An 18,583-nucleotide genomic window follows, 5' to 3' on the forward strand; every position below is an offset into this window, starting at 1 on the left:
GCTCCGGCGGTGACCGCCGCGCCGCCAGCGCCGCGCGCGGAGGATTGCAGCTACCTGCCCGATCTGTGCGCGCCCATGGCGGTGCTGGGTGTGGTGCTGGTCGCCGAACTCATGGCCATCACCCTGGCCCTGGCGCGGCAGAGCCACTGGGTCAATTTCTTCGCGGACCTGGGTTCCACCTCGGTGGTGCTGCAATGGCTGGCGCTGACCTCCGCCGCCGTGCTCTGCGGCCTGCGGCCGCGGCTGGCGCGCCTGCCGCTGCGCCAGGGTTCGACGCTGGCCTTCGCCGCGGTACTGGCCAACGTGCTGCTGGTGTCCGAGGCGCTCTACTGGGTGGGTTACGCCATCGCCCCGGGCATCGCCAGCGGCGCCTGGCTGCCGGTGGACCACTGGTTCTTCGCGGCACGCAACCTCGCCGTGGGCGGGCTGATCACCGGCGGCCTGCTGCGGTACTTCTACGTGTCCGAGCAATGGCAGCGCAATGTCCGGCGCGAGGCACAGGCGCGCATCCACGCGCTGCAGGCGCGCATCCGTCCGCACTTCCTCTTCAACAGCATGAACACCATCGCCAGCCTGACGCGCAGCAATCCCGCCGCGGCCGAGCAGGCGGTGGAGGATCTCGCCGACCTGTTCCGCGCCTCGCTGGCCGATACCCGCCAGAACATCAGCTTCGCCGACGAGCTGGACATCACGCGGGTCTACGAGCGCATGGAGCGCCAGCGGCTCGGCGACCGGCTCGAGGTGCGCTGGGACGTGGGCCAGCTGCCCGCCGATGCCATGCTGCCGGGCCTGACGGTGCAGCCGCTGCTGGAGAATGCCATCTACCACGGCATCGAACGCCTCGCGGGCCCCGGCGTGGTCGAGGTGGCGGGCAGCCGCGAAGGTGCCACGCTGCGACTCACCGTCACCAACCCGGTACCCGAAGCGGCCACGGTCGAGGATGGGCGCCCGGGACACCGCCTTGCGCTGGAGAACATCCGCGAACGCCTCGCCCTGGTCTTCGGCGATGAGGCCGGCCTCGCCACCGAGGCCCCGCCCGGCAGCTTCCGCGTGACGCTGTGGTTTCCCTACCGGATGCCGCAGCCATGAATGCGGTGCCCGGCAGCGTGCTGATCGTCGATGACGAGTCGCCCGCGCGCGCGCGGCTGCGTCAGTTGCTGACGGACATCGGCGGCTGGCAGGTGGCCGGCGAGGCCGCCCATGGCCGGCAGGCCCTGGATCTCTGCCAGAGCCTGGACCCGGACGTGGTGCTGCTCGATATCCGCATGCCGGAGATGGATGGCATCCAGGTGGCGCGCCACCTGCATGCGCTGGCCTCACCACCGGCGGTGATCTTCACCACCGCCTACAGCGACTATGCCATCCAGGCCTTCGAGGCCCAGGCGATCGGCTACCTGGTGAAGCCGGTGCGGCGCGAACGGCTGGAGCGCGCCCTGCAGCAGGCCTCGCGCCTGTCGCGCAGCGGCCTGGCCACGGCCGCCGCTGCTGCCGGGGAGGGCGGCCGCCGCAGCCATATCTGCGTGCGCAAGGCGAAGGGCCTGCGGCTGGTGCCGGTGGGCGAGATCCTCGGCTTCCAGGCCGACCAGAAGTACGTGACGCTGATGCTGGCCGACGGCGAGGAGGTCAGCGACGAGACCCTGAAGGACCTCGAGGCCGAGTTCCCCGGCGAGTTCATCCGCATCCACCGCAACACGCTGGTGGCGCGCAAGTTCCTGCAGCGGATCGAGACGACCGAGGACGGCCGTTCCCTGGCCTGGATCGCCCACCGCGAACAGCCGCTGCCGATCAGCCGCCGCCTGCTGGCGGAGGTCAAGCGTCGCGTTGCGGGTGCGGCGGGCTGAGGCCCGGCCTCAGCGGGCCTGGCTCACCATGTAATCGACGGCGGCAGCCACTTCGGCATCGGAGAGGTTCGCCCAGCCACCCCTCGCGGGCATGACGCCCGTCTTGCCCTGGAAGCCCTGGAGCGCGTGCTTGTGCAGGGTGTCGGCACCCTGGGCGATGCGCGGTGCCCAGGCCGCCTTGTCGCCGAGCTTCGGTGCGCCGGCGATGCCGGCGCCGTGGCAGGCGTTGCAGGCCTGGTTGAAGACCTGCGGACCGGAGAGCGGGGCGGCGACCGGGGCTGCGGCGGCGGCCACTGCTGCGGCTGCCGGCGGCGGTTCGCTGCCGGGCTCGCCCGGCAACGCCAGCCTGCCGGCGGGCTGGAGCCTCTCGGAAACCGCCTTGGCGTAGATCGGGTACTCGTGGACCCACTTGATCTGGGTGGCAGCGCCAATCGAGCGCGCGGTGACGATGAGCACGATGGCGATGGCCACCAGGCTGCCGATCACGAGGATGAATACGTCGAAGAACTTCTGGTCCTGGCTGCTCAAGCTGCGCCCCCTTCTGCTGCTGTGCGGGCAGGCCCGCATGGCGGGGCCGCAGTATAAGCGGCGGATCGGCAAACAGAAAGCGCGGCCGCGGCTGCGGCCACGCTGCAATCAGCTGCGCGGCAGGCGCTGGGGGGAGGCGAAATCCATCACACCGGCGAGCTCGCGCAGCCGCTCGAGGTCCACCAGCTGCACCCGGTGGTTGTCCACGCGCCGGATCAGGCCCCGCTTCTCGAGCTGGCCGAAGCTGCGGCTGACGGTTTCCTTCTGCAGACCGAGGTAGTCGGCGATGTCCTCGCGGGTCATGGGCAGGCTCACCTCGTTGCTGGCCGGGTCGCCGTCCTCGCCCATGCCGTGGGCCAGGCGGTGGGAATGGCGCAGGTAGAGGAGGAAGACGGCGAGGCGCTCCAGCGCCGAGCGCTGGCCGAGGCTGTAGATCTTGTCGAGCAGGTCCTCGAGCACGCGCAGCGTCATGTTGCGGAAGGTGCGATCGGCCTCCGGATCGCGCGCCAGCCGCGACTCGAAATCCGCGCGTGGGCGGCAGGCCACGCGGGCAGCGGTCACCGCCTGCACCGTGAAGTAGTAGCGATCCGCGGTGGTCAGGCCGATGAAGTTGTCCCGGAACAGGAAGCTCAGCACCTGGCGGCGGCCGTCGCTGCCGGTGCGGCTCATCATGAGCATGCCGTCGAGGATGTTGAACACCTCGTCCGCGGGCGCGCCCGCGGCGAGCAGCACCTGCCCCGGCGCGAGCTCGCGGGTCGGGGCATGGACAAACGCATCGAGGAAGATGTCTTCCGGCTTCTGGCGGCCTGGCATCCGCCAAGCATGGCGCGGGTCCCGGCGGCGCTGCAAGCACCGCCCCCTGTCACCACACCGGCCGGCCGTGGACGCCCTCCGAGAGCCGAGGGTATGATGGCCGCCCTTCGAAAGCGCCCGTAGCTCAGCTGGATAGAGTACTGCCCTCCGAAGGCAGGGGTCGTGAGTTCGAATCTCGCCGGGCGCGCCATTCCCGCGAACAGGGGGCCCTGGTGCCCCCTGTTCAGTGTTCGTTGTCCGGCCCGCCGCCTGACGCTATCGTGCGGCGATGCCGCGCCTGTTCATCATCGATCACTCGCTGATCTCCCCCGGCGGCCATCACTACGAGTACGACCTGCACGTCGCCGCGGCCGCGGCCGGCGCCGGCTGGGAGCCGGTGCTGGCCACCAATCGCCGCTTCGCGCCGCATGGGGCGAGCCTGGCGCCCTGGCGGGTCATTGCCGTGTTCCGCAACGACACCTACAACCGCTTCACCGTGACATCGGGCGCCACGAGCCTGCCGCAGAATCCGTATCGGCGGGGCGCATGGCAGCGGATGCCGGTGGGCGGGCGCGGGCCGGCGGCCTGGTGGCGCCGCGCGGCGCTGCTGCTGAAGCAGCGCCGCCGCCTCGGCCGCTTTGTCCGCGGCTGCGAGGCGCTGTTCGCTGCGGTGGCGGTGCAGCCGGGCGACGTGGTGTTCGTGCCGACGCTGTCGGAGTTCGACCTGGTGGCGGTGCTGCGTTTCCTGGCGGGCCGGCCACCGGCCGCAGCCTGCCGCTGGCACCTGCAGTTCCACCTGAACTACCTCGACGGCGCGGAACCCGCGCAGGATCGCCAGGCGGAGCGGGTGGCGGCCATGCGCGCGCACTTCGCCGCGCTGTTGGCGCCGGCGGGGCAGTTGCGCCTGGCTTTCCACGCCACCACCGCGCAGGTCGCGGCGCAGTACAACCGCATGGGCCTTGCGCCGTTCACGGTGCTCGACTATCCGGTGAGCACGGCCTTCCGGCCGCTCGACCGGACCGCGCCGTCCGCGCGGCTGCGCATGCTCTCGGCCGGCGGTGCCCGTGCCGAGAAGGGCACCTCGCGCCTGGGCGAGGTGCTGAAGGAGGGCTGGGACGAGTTCTTCGCCAGCGGCCGGGTCGAGCTGCTGGTGCAGGTGGAGCGCGATGCGGAACTGCCGGTGCTGCCGGGGCCGGCGGCACCGGGCATCGTCAGCCGCCTGCCGTTCCCGCTTTCCGCCGCGGATTACTGCGCCATGATCCGCGCGGCCGACATCGGCCTGTTCCTCTACGATCCGGCTCGCTACCAGGGCCGGGCGAGCGGCGTGCTGATCGAAATGCTCTGCTCCGGGGTGCCGGTCATCGTTCCCGCGGGCTGCTGGCTGGCGGACGAGATCGCCGAGGCCAACTTCCGTCACCTGGATGTACTGCGCGCGCGGGCGTCGCCGCTGGGCACGGCGTGCGCCGGCGACTGGCAGCCCCTGCCGCCGGCAGCGGACCAGTCACCGCCCGCGCTGGGTTGCGACGGCGCCATCCCGACCGGTGCGCGTGAACTGCTGCTGTCGCTGTCGCTCGGCAGTCCCGCCGGGTCGGGCCACTACTTCGCCCTGGCCTGCGAGCAGCTCGATGGGCAGGGACAGGTGCTGGCGCGGCAGCTCGACGTCATGGCTGCGCGGCAAGGGGACAAGCCGCTGCGCCTGCTGGTGCACATCAAGGCTGGCGCCCGCGGGCTGCGCCTGCGGCTCGCGCACGCCAACGAGCCGCTGACGGTTCGCATCGAGGCCAGCGAGCTGTGCTTCCTCGATCCGGGGCCGCAGGGCCTGCCGCTGGGCGCCGTCGGGCTCGCGGCCGCAGCGGTGGCGGAGATCCCGCGGCTGTTGCGCGACCTGGTCGCGCGGCACGAACACTATCGCGCGCAGGCGCGGCAGTTCGCGCGGGCCTACGGCGAGTTGCACTCGCCGGATACCGTGGTGGCGCGGCTGACCACGCCGCTGCAGCCAGGCGTCAGCGCTGCGGACGCGGTGGCTGGCTGAAGCTCATCACCGGCGCGCCGTCGTCGGCTTCGTCGCCGGCCTCGGCGCTGCCGCCGGCGGCACTGGCCAGCAGCGAGGTGACGTAGGGATCCCAGCCACCGTCGGTGACGTCGGTTTCGGGGTCGTCGGCGGCCAGGGCCACCTTGGGGGATGCGTGGGGAGGCATGGCTTTTGTTCTTGTTGTGCGGGCACGGTAAATATAGTCCTTCGCGCTCGGGAATCCCATGCGGCCGGTCACGTTCTGACATAACGCAGCAGCACGAAGCGCAGTGCTAGCATGGCCCGACGCTGCAGCCACCACCATCCAGCCATGTCACGCCAGAACATCTACGAGCAGGGCCTCGAGCGGAATCCGGCCAACCATGTGGCGCTGACGCCGCTGTCCTTCATCGCGCGCACGGCGCAGGTCTGGCCCGGGCGCCTGGCCGTGGTGCATGGCGAGCGGCGCTACAGCTGGCGCGAAACCTATGCGCGCTGCCGCCGGCTGGCTTCGGCCCTGGCTGCCCGCGGGGTCGGTCCGGGCGATACCGTGGCCGCCATGCTGGCGAACACGCCGGAAATGATCGAGATGCATTTCGGCGTGCCGATGACCGGCGGGGTGCTCAACGCGCTGAACACGCGGCTCGATGCCGGGGCCATCGCCTTCATGCTTCGCCACGGCGAGGCGCGGGTGCTGGTGACGGACACCGAGTTCGCCCCGGTGGTGCGCCAGGCCCTGGCCAGCCTCGAGCGGCCACCGCTGGTCATCGACGTGCACGACAGCCTGGGCCCCGGCGGCGAGCGGCTCGGCAGCATGGACTACGAGGCCCTGCTCGCCGGCGGCGATGCCGATTTCCGCTGGCGCCACCCGCAGGACGAGTGGGAGGCCATCGCGCTGGGCTACACCTCGGGCACCACCGGCAATCCCAAGGGCGTGGTGACCCACCACCGCGGCGCCTATCTCGCGGCGGTGTCCAATATCGTCGACTGGGGCATGCCGCAGCACGCGGTCTACCTCTGGACCCTGCCGATGTTCCACTGCAACGGCTGGTGCCTGACCTGGGCGGTGGCAGCCATCGGCGGCACCCACGTCTGCCTGCGGCGCGTGGAAGCGGCGGCCATCTTCGATGCCATCCGCCGCCATCGCGTCACCCACTACAGCGCTGCGCCGATCGTCCACAGCCTGCTCATCAACGCACCGGCGGAGCTGAAGGCCGGCATCGACCACCGCGTCTCGGCCATGGTGGCCGCGGCTTCGCCCCCGGCCGCGATGATCGAGGGCATGGACCGCATGGGTTTCGACCTGGTGCACGTCTACGGCCTGACCGAAGTCTACGGCCCGGCGGCAATCTGTGCCCGGCACCCGGAGTGGCAGCAGCTCGACCTCGCGGCGCGCGTCGAGCGCAACGGCCGCCAGGGCGTGCCCTACACGCTGCAGGAAGCCATCGGCGTCATGGACCCCGCCACGCTGACGCCGGTGCCCTGGGACGGGCAGACACTGGGCGAGATCATGTTCCGCGGCAACCTCACCATGAAGGGCTACCTCAAGAACCCGGAGGCGACCGCCGCGGCCTTCGCCGGCGGCTGGTTCCACTCGGGCGACCTGGCGGTGATGCAGCCCGACGGCTACGTGAAGATCCGCGACCGCTCCAAGGACGTCATCATCTCCGGCGGCGAGAACATCAGTTCCCTCGAGGTCGAGGATGCGCTGTGCCGCCATCCGGCCGTGCTTCTGGCCGCCGTGGTGGCCCAGCCGGATCCGCGCTGGGGCGAGACCCCGCGGGCCTATGTGGAGCTGAAGCCCGGCGCCAGCGTGACGGCAGAGGAGCTCATCGGCCATTGCCGCGGGCTGCTGGCGGGCTTCAAGGTGCCGAAGGCCGTGGTCTTTGGCGAGCTGCCGCGCACCGCCACGGGCAAGGTCCAGAAGTTCATCCTGCGTGAGCAGGCCCGCTCGGCGAGCGCCATCGAGTGAGCCGCCGTCGTACCAGGAAAGGGGAATCCGCATGAATACCGCGATCGATGCCGCGGGCGAGGCGCCGCTGCTGCGCACGGCGGCCGAGGGTGTCGTCACACTGACCCTGAACCGGCCACGGCAGTTCAATGCCCTCGGCGGCGAACTGCTCGGGGCGCTGGCGGCCGCGCTGCAGGACATCGCCCGCGACCCGGCCGCGAGGGTGGTGGTCATCGCCGCCGCGGGCCGGGCCTTCTGCGCCGGACATGACCTCAAGGAGATGATGGCCCGGCGCGAGCAGGCCTTCATCAGCGAACTGTTCAGCCGCTGCGGCGCCATCATGCAGGCCATCCAGGCCCTGCCGCAGCCGGTGATCGCCCGCGTCCAGGGCATCGCCACCGCGGCGGGCTGCCAGCTGGTCGCGGCCTGTGACCTGGCGGTGGCCGCCGAGGATGCGCGCTTCGCCACCTCGGGGATCAACCTCGGACTGTTCTGCGCCACGCCGGCCGTGCCGGTATCGCGCAACATCGGCCGCAAGCGCGCCTTCGAGATGCTGTTCACCGGCGAGTTCATCGACGCCGCGACGGCGCTGCAATGGGGCCTGGTGAACCGCGTGGTGCCGGTGGCGCGGCTGGAGGAGGCCACGCTGGCTCTGGCGCGCACGCTGGCGGCGAAGCCGCCGGCGGTGGTGGCGGCCGGCAAGCAGTCCTTCTATTCGCAGCTGGAGCGCCCGCTGGCCGACGCCTATGCCGAGGCCGCGGCCTGCATCACCCGCAACATGCTGGGTCCGGACGCCGCCGAGGGCGTCAGTGCATTCATCGACAAGCGCGCACCGCGCTGGGAGCAGGCATGAAGATCACCATCGTCCCCAACGGCCCGATCCTCATCGATACCGTGGGCGAGTGGAGCTGGGATGGCGAGGGCACGCCGATCCGCAAGAAGGACCGCATCGCCCTGTGCCGCTGCGGTGCGTCCGCCGCCAAGCCGTTCTGCGACGGCAGCCACCGCAGGATCGGCTTCGAGGCGCCGGGCGGGACCTGCGAGCTGGTGCCGCGCGAGGCCTGAAACAGGCTGCTCCCGCACGGCCCGGCCTTGGTGCAGGGCCATGGCGGCCTTAATATGCCGCCATGCGCCTGCTCAAGCACCTGTTCCAGAACAACCAGGCCTGGGCCGAGCGCATCAGCGCGAGGGATCCGGAGTTCTTCCTCAAGCTGTCGCGGCAGCAATCGCCCGAGTACCTGTGGATCGGCTGCTCGGACAGCCGCGTGCCGGCCAACCAGATCGTCGGCCTGCTGCCCGGCGAGGTCTTCGTGCACCGCAACGTCGCCAACGTCGTGGTGCACACCGACCTCAACTGCCTGTCGGTGCTGCAGTTCGCCGTGGATGTGCTGCGGGTGAAGCACGTGATGGTGGTCGGCCACTATGGCTGCGGCGGCGTGGCCTCCGCCCTGCGCAACGACCGCCTCGGCCTCATCGACAACTGGCTGCGCCATGTGCAGGACGTGCGGCTGAAGCACCAGCCGATGCTCGAGGCGCTCGCCAGCGAGGCGCAGCAGGCGGACCGCCTGTGCGAGCTCAACGTCATCGAGCAGGCGGTCAACGTCTGCCAGACCACCGTGGTCCAGGAAGCCTGGGCCCGCGGCCAGACGGTCACCGTTCACGGCTGGATATACAGCCTCACCGACGGCCGCCTGCGTGACCTGAGCACCTGCATCGCCTGCCAGGACGAGCTCGTTCCGGTCTATGCGGAAGCGCTCGGCCGCCTCGGCTGAAGGCCGGTGGCCGAGGCCGGGGAATTCCGCTACGTCGGCTTCTGGGCGCGGGCCTGGGCCTCGCTCGTCGACAGCGTGCTGCTGGCCATGGTCATCGCGCCGGTGCTCTGGGTGGCCTATGGCTGGGGCTACTTCGACGCCTACATCGGTCACTACCGCCAGGTGCTCGGCGGTGACCTGCTGGCAGCGGCGCCGGCCGGGCGCGGCCCCCTCGACCCGCTGATGACCTACGGCTTTCCCGCGATCGCCATCCTCGCCTTCTGGATCTGCCGCGCCGCCACCCCGGGGAAGATGCTCATCGGCGCGCGCATCGTCGATGCCGTGACCGGCGCGCCCCCGACCACGACACAGCTCGTGGGCCGCTACCTCGGCTACTTCGTCTCCACCATCCCGCTCGGCCTGGGCTTGCTGTGGGTGGCATTCGATGCGCGCAAGCAGGGCTGGCACGACAAGCTGGCGGGCACCGTGGTGGTGCGCGCGCGGCGCGGCGGCGGAGCCGCGGGCTAGCCGGCCCGGCCGTTCATGCCCATGCGCCGTATCCGCCTCGTCCCGCCCGTGTACTTCCTGGTCGCGCTCGCGCTGCAGCTGGTGCTCGACCGCTTGCTGCCCGCCGCGGAGCTGCTCCGGCCCGGCTGGCGCTGGCTCGGGTTGTTGCTGCTCGTTCCGGCCTTCCTGCTGGCGGCTCCCGCGGCGCGCGCGCTGGCCCGGCGCCACACCACCCTGCATCCATTCGGTGCGCCCAGCCAGCTCGTCACCGATGGGCCGTACCGCTACACGCGCAATCCCCTGTACCTCGCGCTTGCCTGCATCCTGCTGGGCGTGGCGGTGTGGCTCGGCAGCCTGGCGGCCCTGCTGGTGGTGCCGGCCTTCGCCTGGGCGATCACCGTGGTGTTCATCCGGCACGAGGAGCAGGTGCTCGCGGATACCTTTGGCGAGGCCTTCGCGGCGTACTGCCGCCGCGTGCGACGCTGGATCTGACGGGCGTGAACGCCTGGGGCGCGCTGGCCGATGCCGTCCTGCTGGTGCATGCGGCGTTCGTGGCCTTCGTGGTCATCGGCCAGGTGCTGGTGCTGGCCGGGCTGGCATTCGGCTGGCGCTGGGTGCGCGGTCGGCGCCTGCGCATCGCGCACCTGGCGGCCATCGGCGTGGTGGTGGCCCAGGCCTGGGCAGGCGTGCTCTGCCCGCTGACCGTGCTGGAGAACGCGCTGCGCGCGCGTGCCGGCGAGGGCGGCTATGGCGGCTCCTTCATCGCCCACTGGCTGCACCGGCTGATCTTCTTCGATGCACCGATGTGGGTGTTCACCGTCGCCTATACCGCCTTCGGGCTGCTGGTGGCGGCCACCTGGTACTGGGGCGGGCCGCGCCGCTGAGGCGCGAGGCGGCGCCCCCTGCCCGCCGAATTGCGCTATGGTGCGCGCCATGAAACTGGGCAACGACCCTGGCTCGCGGCTGTTCCTCGGGCCGCTGGAACGCGCGGTGCTCGAGGCGCAGGGCCGCAACCTCGGGGATGCCGCGCCGGCCTGGCTTGCGCAATGCCGGCGCGCCCGGGTGGTCAGCCGCAGCCACAGCGGCGTCGGTTTCGTCACGCGGTTCGAGGTGCCTGCGGATGCGGCGGCCCTCGATGCGGAGCAGGCGCGCCGGGTGCGCGCGGTGCATGCGAGCCATCCGGCCCTGGCGGAGCCGGCCGAGTTCATCGTCCAGCTCAGGGATGGACGGCTGGCCGCGCTGGAGGCGTTCTGTTTCGAAGGCATGTGGCCGGAGGACGACGCCGGCTTCCAAGTCCTGGCGCCGCCGCCGGCATGACGCGCTACGGGAGGTTCAACCTGCTCGCCGTGGCGGGGCTGCCCGCGGCAGCCTGCCTGGCGGCGCTCGGCGTATTCGGGCCGCGCGCCGATACCCTCGCGACCGTGGCCGGCATGAACCTGCTGGTGATGCTGGCCGGTGGCCTGTTCGCGGCATGGCTGCTGCGGGGTGTGCGCGGCACGGACGGCCTGGCTGCCGCCATCGCCCTGTCACCCTCGGTGGTGCCGGCGCTGGCCGGCAGCCTGTGGTACCTCTGGCGCGCGGTGAGCCCGGAGGAGATCGCGCCGGGGCGCGAGTACCTCGCCGGTCCGCAGCTGCTGCTGCTCCTCACCATCGCGCTGGGCGCCCTCGCCTGGTTCGCCGGATGGCTGCTGCGCGTCGCGCGGCGCCACGCCTGACGCGGCGCACCGCCCTCCCGCCGGAAGCGCGCGCATGGCACAGCGACACCCGTCCCTGCGGTACCTGCCATACCGCGAAGCCCGCGGCTTGCCGCACATCGTCGTCGATGGCGCGCCGCAGTCCTCGACGGTGCTCACGCTGTCGCACTGGCCGAACAATGCCACGCCGGATCGCTACCGTCGCGACACCTCCACGGAAACCACGCTGGCCTGGCTGGAGGAGAATGACCCGCGCCGCGTCGCCGGCATTGCCACCAACAGCCACTTCGACGAGGACGGCCTGTTCAGCCTGTTCACGCTGCTGGATCCCGGGCGTGCCTGGCGCTACCGGACGTTGCTGGTCGATGCGGCCCGCACGGGGGACTTCGGCGTGTACCGGACACGCGCGGCCGCGCGCCTGTGCTTCATCATCGAGGGCCACGCCGATCCGCAGCGCTCGCCGCTGCCGCCGGCGACCTTCGCCGGCTCGCCCGCAGCGCGCATCGCCGCCCTGTACCGCGCCCTGCTGCCGCGCCTGCCGGGACTGCTGGCCGATACGGGCAGCTGGCAGCACCTCTGGCAGGACCAGGACCGGCACCTCGATGCCAGCGAGGCGTTGATCGCCTCCGGCCGCGTCAGCATCGAGGAGGAGCCGGAAGCGGATCTCGCCATCGTGCGCATCCCGGAAGGGTTGCCAGCGCGGCCGCTGTGGCGTTACCTGCGGCGCGAGCAGGCGGTGCTGCATCCCTGCGCGATCCACAACCGTACCCGTGCCGGGCGCCTGGTGCGCATCCAGGGCCGGTGCCTGGAGGTGCAGTATCGCTACGAGTCCTGGCTGCAGATCACGTCGCGCCGGCCGGCACTGCGGGTCGATCTCGGCGCGCTCGCCCGCTGGCTGAATCGCCGCGAGCGCCATGGCCGCTGGATCTGGGAAGACAGTCTCGACATCGCACCGCGCCTGTATCTGTCCGGCGGTGTGCCATCATCGCTGCCACCGGGCCTGATCCTGCGCGAACTGCGCCGGCACCTCGCGACGCAGCCGCCGGTCTGGGATCCGTACGACTGGCCGCGACGGGCCGCGACGGGCCGCGACGGCTTGACCCGCGGCGGAGCTGCGCGCATAACGAGGCCATGACCGACCGGCTGCCACCCCGCGGCCCGCTGCCCGCAGGGGCCATGCAATGGGCCTGGCTCGCGGTGTTCTGGGGCGTGCTCGCCTGGTCCGCCATCCGCCCGAAGGACGGTGTTACCTGGATGCTCGAGGTGGCACCCGCGCTGGCGGGGTTCCTGGTGCTGGCCTGGACGCGGCGGAGCTTCCCGCTGACGCCGCTGGCCTACGTGCTGGTGCTGGTGCACTGCCTGATCCTCATGGTCGGCGGTCACTACACCTACGCCGAGGTGCCGCTCGGGGACTGGCTGCGCGAGGCCTTCGGCGAGGCACGCAACAACTACGACAAACTCGGGCACTTCGCCCAGGGCTTCGTCCCGGCGATCCTCGCGCGTGAGCTGATGATCCGGCTGCACATCGTCCGGCTGCCGGCCTGGCGGAACTTCCTCGTGGTCTGCGTCTGCCTGGCGATCAGCGCTTTCTACGAGCTGATCGAGTGGGCCGTCGCCCTCGTCAGCGCCCAGGCGGCCGATGCCTTCCTCGGCACCCAGGGCTATGTCTGGGACACGCAGTCAGACATGGGATTCGCGCTGCTCGGCGCGTTGCTGGCGCTGCTGCTGCTCGGCCGCTGGCACGACCGGCAGATCGCCCGGCTGTCGCGGGACTAGGCCCGCCGGCCGTCGAGTTCCGCGCAGTCCCGGCACTGGGTGGCGGCGGGCCGGACCTTGAGGCGGCCATCGCCTATCGGTTCGCCGCAGCTGACGCAGACGCCGTAGGTTCCGGCATCCAGGCGGCGAATGGCCGCTTCGATTTCCGCGATTTGCTGCACCGCTTCGCTCTCCAGCGCCGAGACCACCGCGACGTTGCCGAGCTGCGCCGCCTGTTCGGCGGAGTCCTGGTCGAGGGGATCGCGCGCGTGCTCGTGGATCGTGGTCACGCGTGTCTGCAGGTCGGCCTTGTGCGCCAGCAGGCGGGCGCGAATCTCCTCGGCTTCCTTCGGCGATCGTTCCATGGTGATCCCCGGGCGGCTTGCCACCGCGTGCTCAGGGCTCCCGGGAGACCAGCAGCGACATGCGCACCAGGTCTGCCAGGGAGCGGGCGTTCATCTTCTCCATGACGCGGGCCCGGTGGATCTCCACCGTCCGCTGGCTGAGGTTCAGGTCCATGGCGATGACCTTGTTGGCCAGGCCGCGGACCACGCAGTCCATCACCTCGCGCTCGCGGGGTGTCAGACTCTGGAAGCGCTCGAGCACGCCGCGCCGGTAGTCCTCGTCGGAGCGGTGCTCGTGGTCCCAGGTCAGGGCCTGGTTGATGCGGTCGAGCAGCTCCTGGTCGCGGAACGGCTTCTGGATGAAGTCGAAGGCGCCGTGGTGCATGGCCTCGACGGCCATGGGCACATCACCGTGGCCGGTGACGAAGATGACCGGTACCGTGCAATGCATGGACTTGAGCTTCTGCTGCAGTTCCATGCCGCTCATGCCCGGCATGCGGATGTCGAGGACGATGCAGCCGGCCATGCCGGGGTCGTAGTCGTCGAGGAAGGCCTGGGCCGAGTCGAACAGGCGGGCCTTCTGGCCCATGGAACGCAACAGCAGGCCCAGCGAGTCCCGCACCGCCTGGTCGTCATCGATGACGAATACTTTTGGCTCCATGATGAGGCTACTTTTCCAATGCTGCCGGCAGCGTGAAGAAGAACGTCGCGCCACCTTCCGGGTTGTTGCTGCAGTCGAGTTTACCGCCATGGGCGGTGATGATGGAACGGCTGATTGCCAGGCCCATACCCATGCCGGTGGGCTTGGTGGTGAAAAATGGCGTGAACAGCCGGTCGCGGGCGCGTTCCGTGACGCCGTGGCCGCGGTCGCTGATCTCCACCCGCACCTCGCCATCCGGGGCCAGCGCGGCCTGCAGGGTCAGCACGCGTTCGGTTTCGGGAATGTCGCCCATGGCGTCCACGCCGTTGCGCAGGAGGTTGAGCACCACCTGCTGGATCTGCACGCCGTCGACGTTGATCATCGGCAGGTCCGGCGCGACGACGATGCGCAGGTCCACGCGGTTGCCGCGCGCATCGAGCTCGGCCAGCGGCCGGATCTCCTCGAGCAGGTCGTCGAACACCACCACCCGCCGCAGCGATTCACGGCTGCGGGTGAAATTGCGCATGCGCTGGATGATCTGCCCGGCGCGATGCGCCTGGCCGCCGATCTCGCGCAGGGCGGCGATGACGTCGGCGCGCGCTTCCGGCCCCTGGTCGAGGAGGCGCTGGCAGGCGGCGGTGTAGGTGGCGATGGCGGAGAGCGGCTGGTTGATCTCGTGGGCGATGGTGGCGGCCATCTCGCCCATGGTGGTGAGGCGGCTGGCGTGGAGCATCTGCTCGCGATGCCGCAGTGCCTCTTCCTCGGCCGCCTTCTGTGCCGTCAGGTCGCGCATCAGCCCGACGAAGCGGCGGCCCTTCGCCGAGTGGGCTTCGCCCACGGACAGCGAGGCCGGGAAGATGCTGCCATCGCTGCGGCGGGCGAGGACCTCACGGCCGAGGCCGATGATGTTGTGCCGGCCCGTGCGCTTGTAGCGCTCCACGAAAGCCTGGTGGGCACGGGCATCCATGGGCGCCATGAGCATGCCGAGCGGCTTGCCCAGTGCCTCGGCGGCCGTGAAGCCGAACATGGTCTCGGCGGCCTGGTTGAAGCGCAGCATGCGGCCGTCGTCGTCGATGACCACGATCGCGTCCACCGCGGCGTCGAGCAATGCATCGAACTCGCTGGCCTCGGCCGGGCTGGCGGGGCTGGGCGCGGCGCCCTGGGTGGGGCGGGATTCGGTCACGTTGCGGGCCCTCCGGTGGCAAGGCGCGAGGCGGGCAGAAGATACACCCGCCCGTCGGCCTGCGGCCAGCGGGGGACGCGAGTTGCGTGGCAGGAGGGAGGAGAACCGGGGACAGGCGCCAATCACTGAATGAATGGACGGGGGAGCAATGGCACCTGCCCCCGGAAACCGTGGCCCGCGCCGACGGCGGGAGCCCTTGATCCGGTGACGAGCCCGGGATGTGTGTTGCCGTGGCCTGTCGTCTAGTGCAATTCCATGAAATCCGCGGCCTGCGCCCGGTAGGTCACGGGGCTCTCGAAGCGCCCGGGTTTCACCACCAGCACGTCACAGGGCAGCTGGTCGAGTACCTGCTCGGCAGTGCTGCCGAGGACGATGTCCTGCAGCCGCGAGCGGGCCACGGCACCCATCACGGCGAGATGCGCACCGAGCTGGCGTACGGTGGCGGGGATGGCCTCGGCGGGCCGGCCACTGCGCAGCTGGGTGCGTGCCGGGTCGATGCCGCGGGCGGTGGCCAGCTCGCGCAGGCGGCCGGCGTGCTCGGCCTGCAGTTCGGCGCCAAGTGCCTCGATCTCCGCGCTGACGCCCGGGCCGCCGGCGGCAGCGAACAGGGCCGAACCGTCGTGGCAGTGCACGGCGTGGGCTTCGCCGCCCAGCCCGGTTGCGAGCGCGGTGGCTTCGGCAAGGATGCGATGGTCGAGGTCCGCCGGCTTGTCGTGCTCGTGGGTCGGATCGACGAAGGCCACCACCCGTGGCGCCTCCTCCCAGGCTGGTCCGCGTACCAGCCACAGCGGCGCCGGGCAGTCGCGGATCAGATGCCAGTCCGTGTTGGTGACCAGCGCCCGGGAGATCGTCGGGTGGTAGCGTGAATCCTTCATGACCAGTTGCGGCTCGCTGCGCAGCGTTTCGCGGATAATTGCCTCATGCAGTGGCCGGTCCCATACCGCGTTCATCGTCACTTCGACCCCGGCAGAGTCCTGCGCGAGCTGTTGCAGGAGCCGCAGGTGCTGGCGCAGCAGTGCGCGGCGCACTTCCTGTGCGTCGGCGCCCCGCGGCATGCGCGAAGGCAGGCCGCCGTGCACGCAGACCAGCAACCGCAGCTCCAGGCCAAGGCGTCGTGCCACGCTGGCGCCGCGCGCCACGGCCGGGTGCTCGGCCGCCGCCGGATCGACGACGACCAGGATCCTTCGCGCCTTGGTCATGCCGTGAACTCCCCTCGCATCCCGTCCGGAGCCCACCCGTTCCGCTCGAGTTCTACGCCGCCCGGCATGCCTGCGGCATACGCTGAACCGCGTACGGGACTGCGGCGAATACGGATTGATCGCAACCACGGTTTCGTGCGTGCGCATGCGGAAGCAGTCGCCCGTGGCTGATGACGGGCCAGGGCTTGCCGGGCTGGTGCTGGCGGCGGGCGCTGCCAGCCGCTTCGGTGGCCCGAAACAACTGGCGGTGGTGGCGGGGCTGGCGCTGGTGGAGCGTGCGGCCTCGCTGGCACTCGCCTGCTGCGACGCCGGTGTCGTGGTGGTGACGGGCGCCCACGCGGCATCGGTCGAACGCGCGGTGGTGCAGCGGCCGGTTCGCGTGGTGCGCAACGATGCCTGGGCTGAGGGGCTGGCCAGCTCCTTGCGCTGCGGCCTCGACGCGTTGCCCGCCGGTGCCGCCGCCTGCCTCGTGCTGCTGTGTGACCAGCCGGGGATAGGCGTCGCGGACCTCGCCCGCCTCGTGGCAGCCTGGCGTTCGGCGCCCGAGCAGCCGGCGGCCGCGCACTACGGCGGCTCACCGGGCGTGCCGGCCATCTTCCCGCGGCGCAGCTGGCCGGCGCTGGCACAGCTGCAGGGTGATCGCGGCGCCGGCGGCCTGCTGGCCGCGACGCCGGGGCTCACCACCGTGCCCATGCCGTCTGCCGCATCCGACATCGATACGCTGGCCGACCTCGAGCGTTGGGGCGGCGGCTGATGTGCGCCCCGCCTTGCCGCTCGCGCGGGCCGGGGTGTACCTTCTCGCGCCACGGCAGGATGCCGCTGTGACGGGACCCGGGACCATGTTGCGCTTGCGTGTGGAGTATTTTGCGGTGCTGCGCGAGCACACCGGGCGCAGCGGCGAGGACGTCCACACCCAGGCCGTCACCGCCCGCGCGCTGTTCAGCGAACTCGATGCGCGCTACGGCTTCCCGCGCCTGCCAAGCCTCAAGCTGGCGATCAACGACGAGTTCCGCGACTGGGACAGCCCGCTTGCCGACGGCGACACCATCGTGTTCATCCCGCCGGTAGCCGGTGGCTAGGCCCGTGGGCGCCGGCTTTTCCTTCTGCCGCGAAGCGCTGGATCCGGTCGCGCTCGGCCGCCTGCTCGGCGATGACAGCTGCGGTGCTCTGGTGACGTTCGAGGGCCGCGTGCGCAACCACAACGAGGGGCGACGGGTCGAGCGCCTCGAATACGAGGGCTATGAAGCGCTGGCGGTGAAGGAGGGCGAGAGGGTCCTGGGCGAAGCGCTCGGGCGATTCGCCATCCGGCAGGCACGCTGCGTGCATCGGCTGGGGCCGCTGGCGCTGGGGGATGTGGCGGTGTGGGTGGGCGTCAGCGCCCACCACCGCGGCGACGCCTTCGCGGCCTGCCGCTACATCATCGACGAGGTGAAGGACCGGGTGCCGATCTGGAAGAAGGAATTCTATGCGGACGGCGATTCGGGCTGGATCAACTGCGAGGTACGCTGACGCGGCTCAGCGGCGTCGCTCGCGTTCGATCAGCTCGTTGGCCACGGCCAGCATGTCCTCGAGGTTCTTGATGCCCGGCGCGTCCGTGCTGTACTTGCCGTCGACGATCAGCAGCGGCACGCTGCGCACCTGGTAGCGCTCGGTCAGTTCCTTGGCGCGCTTCAGCTGGCTCTCGACCGCGAACGAACGGAAGGTGTTGCGGAATTCCTCGGCGCTGACGCCGAACCTGGCGAAGAAGGCCTGGATCTCGTCCTCGGTGGTCAGCATGTGCTTTTCGACGTGCATCTCGCGAAAGATGGCCGAGTGCATCTCGTCGATCTTCCCCAGCGCCAGTGCGGTGTAGTACAGCCGCGCGTGGATCTGGTGGGTCGGATTCCACATGACCGGGAGCCGCACGAAGCTGACGTCGGCCGGCAGCTTCTTCACCCACTCCTGCAGCAGCGGATCGAACTGGTAGCAGTGCGGGCAGCCGTACCAGAAGGCCTCGGTGACTTCGATCTTTCCCGGCGCCCCCGTGGTGCCCTGGGCTGTCGTCAGCACCTTGAAATCAGTGCCTTCCTTGAAACGCCAGTTCGGCTCGCCCGCCGGGGGCGCGGCACTCGCGAGCTTCAGCTGTTCGCCGCCGGTGTCGGTGGCAGCCGATTCCTGGACGCTGGCCGGAGCGGAGCTCGCGGCAGGCCTGGCCTCCTCGGCCGCGGGAGCAGGGGCCGCAGGGGCCTGCTGATCGGCGGCTGGCGCCGGTGCCGGCGGCGCCGATGTGCCGTTGCTCGATGGTGAACCGCAGGCGGCCAGCAGGCCGACGACGAGGGCCAGTGCGGCGTGGCGGAAACGGGACGGGACCAGGCGGGTAGCGTTGGGCATGATTCGGCTTCTCCTGG

At 70.9% G+C, this 18,583-nt stretch carries 25 protein-coding genes and 1 tRNA gene; 18 read left to right on the top strand and 8 right to left on the bottom strand.

All coding sequences use genetic code 11. From position 1 onward, the window contains the following. Window positions 1-9 precede the first annotated feature (9 nt). Together HRU81_13225 and HRU81_13230 are read left to right on the top strand one after the other, a co-directional pair. Window positions 10-1,089: a histidine kinase gene (locus HRU81_13225; GenBank protein ID QOJ33004.1), complete on the top strand. Its 1,080-nt coding sequence runs from the start codon at window positions 10-12 to the stop codon at window positions 1,087-1,089. After that, complete coding sequence (locus tag HRU81_13230) at window positions 1,086-1,841, top strand: response regulator transcription factor (GenBank protein ID QOJ33005.1); 756 nt, start codon at window positions 1,086-1,088, stop codon at window positions 1,839-1,841. Before HRU81_13225 ends, HRU81_13230 begins: the two co-directional genes overlap by 4 nt. 9 nt (window positions 1,842-1,850) lie before the next feature. Here HRU81_13230 and HRU81_13235 read toward each other — a convergent pair whose 3' ends face one another. Both HRU81_13235 and HRU81_13240 read right to left on the bottom strand, forming a co-directional pair. Next, window positions 1,851-2,408, bottom strand: coding sequence for a cytochrome c5 family protein (locus HRU81_13235; GenBank protein ID QOJ33006.1), 558 nt, complete (start codon window positions 2,406-2,408; stop codon window positions 1,851-1,853). Between the two features lie 69 nt (window positions 2,409-2,477). Continuing rightward, window positions 2,478-3,182, bottom strand: coding sequence for a Crp/Fnr family transcriptional regulator (locus HRU81_13240; GenBank protein QOJ33007.1), 705 nt, complete (start codon window positions 3,180-3,182; stop codon window positions 2,478-2,480). 113 nt (window positions 3,183-3,295) lie between these two features. Here HRU81_13240 and HRU81_13245 point away from each other — a divergent pair. Both HRU81_13245 and HRU81_13250 read left to right on the top strand, forming a co-directional pair. Further along, window positions 3,296-3,372, top strand: a tRNA-Arg gene (locus HRU81_13245). Window positions 3,373-3,450: 78 nt separating this feature from the next. After that, window positions 3,451-5,193, top strand: coding sequence for a hypothetical protein (locus HRU81_13250; GenBank protein QOJ33008.1), 1,743 nt, complete (start codon window positions 3,451-3,453; stop codon window positions 5,191-5,193). Here the strand turns inward: HRU81_13250 and HRU81_13255 are convergent. After that, window positions 5,165-5,359, bottom strand: a complete 195-nt coding sequence (locus HRU81_13255; GenBank protein QOJ33009.1) for a hypothetical protein — start codon at window positions 5,357-5,359, stop codon at window positions 5,165-5,167. The two genes, HRU81_13250 and HRU81_13255, sit on opposite strands and share 29 nt — an antisense overlap. Window positions 5,360-5,503: 144 nt before the next feature. Between HRU81_13255 and HRU81_13260 the strand changes: the two genes are divergently transcribed. The 11 genes from HRU81_13260 (at window position 5,504) to HRU81_13310 (ending at window position 12,851) form a co-directional block, all read left to right on the top strand. Beyond that, window positions 5,504-7,144: an acyl-CoA synthetase gene (locus HRU81_13260; protein ID QOJ33010.1), complete on the top strand. Its 1,641-nt coding sequence runs from the start codon at window positions 5,504-5,506 to the stop codon at window positions 7,142-7,144. 31 nt (window positions 7,145-7,175) lie between these two features. After that, on the top strand, window positions 7,176-7,976 hold the full coding sequence (locus HRU81_13265; protein QOJ33011.1) for an enoyl-CoA hydratase: 801 nt from the start codon (window positions 7,176-7,178) through the stop codon (window positions 7,974-7,976). Continuing rightward, the gene (locus tag HRU81_13270; GenBank protein QOJ33012.1) at window positions 7,973-8,188 is read left to right on the top strand and encodes a CDGSH iron-sulfur domain-containing protein; all 216 of its coding nucleotides are present in this window, start codon (window positions 7,973-7,975) and stop codon (window positions 8,186-8,188) included. Before HRU81_13265 ends, HRU81_13270 begins: the two co-directional genes overlap by 4 nt. 62 nt (window positions 8,189-8,250) lie before the next feature. Next, a complete protein-coding gene (gene can, locus HRU81_13275; GenBank protein QOJ33013.1) occupies window positions 8,251-8,895 on the top strand; it encodes a carbonate dehydratase in 645 nt (214 codons plus the stop codon). A gap of 6 nt (window positions 8,896-8,901) precedes the next feature. Further along, the gene (locus tag HRU81_13280) at window positions 8,902-9,402 is read left to right on the top strand and encodes an RDD family protein (protein ID QOJ33014.1); all 501 of its coding nucleotides are present in this window, start codon (window positions 8,902-8,904) and stop codon (window positions 9,400-9,402) included. 21 nt (window positions 9,403-9,423) lie between these two features. Then, window positions 9,424-9,873: an isoprenylcysteine carboxylmethyltransferase family protein gene (locus HRU81_13285; GenBank protein ID QOJ33015.1), complete on the top strand. Its 450-nt coding sequence runs from the start codon at window positions 9,424-9,426 to the stop codon at window positions 9,871-9,873. Beyond that, window positions 9,870-10,265, top strand: a complete 396-nt coding sequence (locus HRU81_13290) for a DUF2784 domain-containing protein (GenBank protein QOJ33410.1) — start codon at window positions 9,870-9,872, stop codon at window positions 10,263-10,265. Before HRU81_13285 ends, HRU81_13290 begins: the two co-directional genes overlap by 4 nt. Before the next feature lie 49 nt (window positions 10,266-10,314). After that, window positions 10,315-10,698, top strand: coding sequence for a hypothetical protein (locus tag HRU81_13295; protein QOJ33016.1), 384 nt, complete (start codon window positions 10,315-10,317; stop codon window positions 10,696-10,698). Further along, window positions 10,695-11,096 carry a hypothetical protein gene (locus HRU81_13300; protein QOJ33017.1) on the top strand — a complete coding sequence of 134 codons (402 nt, stop codon included), beginning with the start codon at window positions 10,695-10,697 and terminating at the stop codon, window positions 11,094-11,096. The genes HRU81_13295 and HRU81_13300 overlap by 4 nt, the downstream gene beginning before the upstream one ends. Before the next feature lie 34 nt (window positions 11,097-11,130). Next, a complete protein-coding gene (locus HRU81_13305; protein ID QOJ33018.1) occupies window positions 11,131-12,210 on the top strand; it encodes a hypothetical protein in 1,080 nt (359 codons plus the stop codon). A 41-nt stretch (window positions 12,211-12,251) separates the two neighbouring features. Continuing rightward, the gene (locus HRU81_13310) at window positions 12,252-12,851 is read left to right on the top strand and encodes a DUF2238 domain-containing protein (GenBank protein ID QOJ33411.1); all 600 of its coding nucleotides are present in this window, start codon (window positions 12,252-12,254) and stop codon (window positions 12,849-12,851) included. Here the strand turns inward: HRU81_13310 and HRU81_13315 are convergent. The 4 genes from HRU81_13315 to HRU81_13330 form a co-directional block, all read right to left on the bottom strand. After that, on the bottom strand, window positions 12,848-13,195 hold the full coding sequence (locus HRU81_13315) for a TraR/DksA family transcriptional regulator (GenBank protein QOJ33019.1): 348 nt from the start codon (window positions 13,193-13,195) through the stop codon (window positions 12,848-12,850). The two genes, HRU81_13310 and HRU81_13315, sit on opposite strands and share 4 nt — an antisense overlap. 31 nt (window positions 13,196-13,226) lie before the next feature. After that, on the bottom strand, window positions 13,227-13,835 hold the full coding sequence (locus tag HRU81_13320; GenBank protein QOJ33020.1) for a response regulator transcription factor: 609 nt from the start codon (window positions 13,833-13,835) through the stop codon (window positions 13,227-13,229). 7 nt (window positions 13,836-13,842) lie between these two features. Continuing rightward, complete coding sequence (locus tag HRU81_13325) at window positions 13,843-14,997, bottom strand: PAS domain S-box protein (protein QOJ33021.1); 1,155 nt, start codon at window positions 14,995-14,997, stop codon at window positions 13,843-13,845. A 242-nt stretch (window positions 14,998-15,239) separates the two neighbouring features. Beyond that, complete coding sequence (locus HRU81_13330; protein ID QOJ33022.1) at window positions 15,240-16,196, bottom strand: universal stress protein; 957 nt, start codon at window positions 16,194-16,196, stop codon at window positions 15,240-15,242. A 163-nt stretch (window positions 16,197-16,359) separates the two neighbouring features. Here HRU81_13330 and HRU81_13335 point away from each other — a divergent pair, with 163 nt between their 5' ends. From HRU81_13335 to HRU81_13345, 3 genes are all read left to right on the top strand, one after another. Continuing rightward, on the top strand, window positions 16,360-16,950 hold the full coding sequence (locus HRU81_13335; GenBank protein QOJ33023.1) for a nucleotidyltransferase family protein: 591 nt from the start codon (window positions 16,360-16,362) through the stop codon (window positions 16,948-16,950). Window positions 16,951-17,035: 85 nt separating this feature from the next. Then, entirely contained in the window at window positions 17,036-17,275 is a 240-nt protein-coding gene (locus tag HRU81_13340) for a MoaD/ThiS family protein (GenBank protein QOJ33024.1), read from the top strand. A gap of 4 nt (window positions 17,276-17,279) precedes the next feature. Then, window positions 17,280-17,705: a molybdenum cofactor biosynthesis protein MoaE gene (locus HRU81_13345; protein ID QOJ33025.1), complete on the top strand. Its 426-nt coding sequence runs from the start codon at window positions 17,280-17,282 to the stop codon at window positions 17,703-17,705. Window positions 17,706-17,711: 6 nt separating this feature from the next. On the opposite strand, the gene HRU81_13350 is transcribed toward HRU81_13345, so the two are convergent. Further along, on the bottom strand, window positions 17,712-18,566 hold the full coding sequence (locus tag HRU81_13350) for a thiol:disulfide interchange protein DsbA/DsbL (protein ID QOJ33026.1): 855 nt from the start codon (window positions 18,564-18,566) through the stop codon (window positions 17,712-17,714). Window positions 18,567-18,583 lie beyond the last annotated feature (17 nt).

Source organism: Gammaproteobacteria bacterium, assembly GCA_015709695.1.
In the GTDB taxonomy this organism is placed as follows: Bacteria; Pseudomonadota; Gammaproteobacteria; order Steroidobacterales.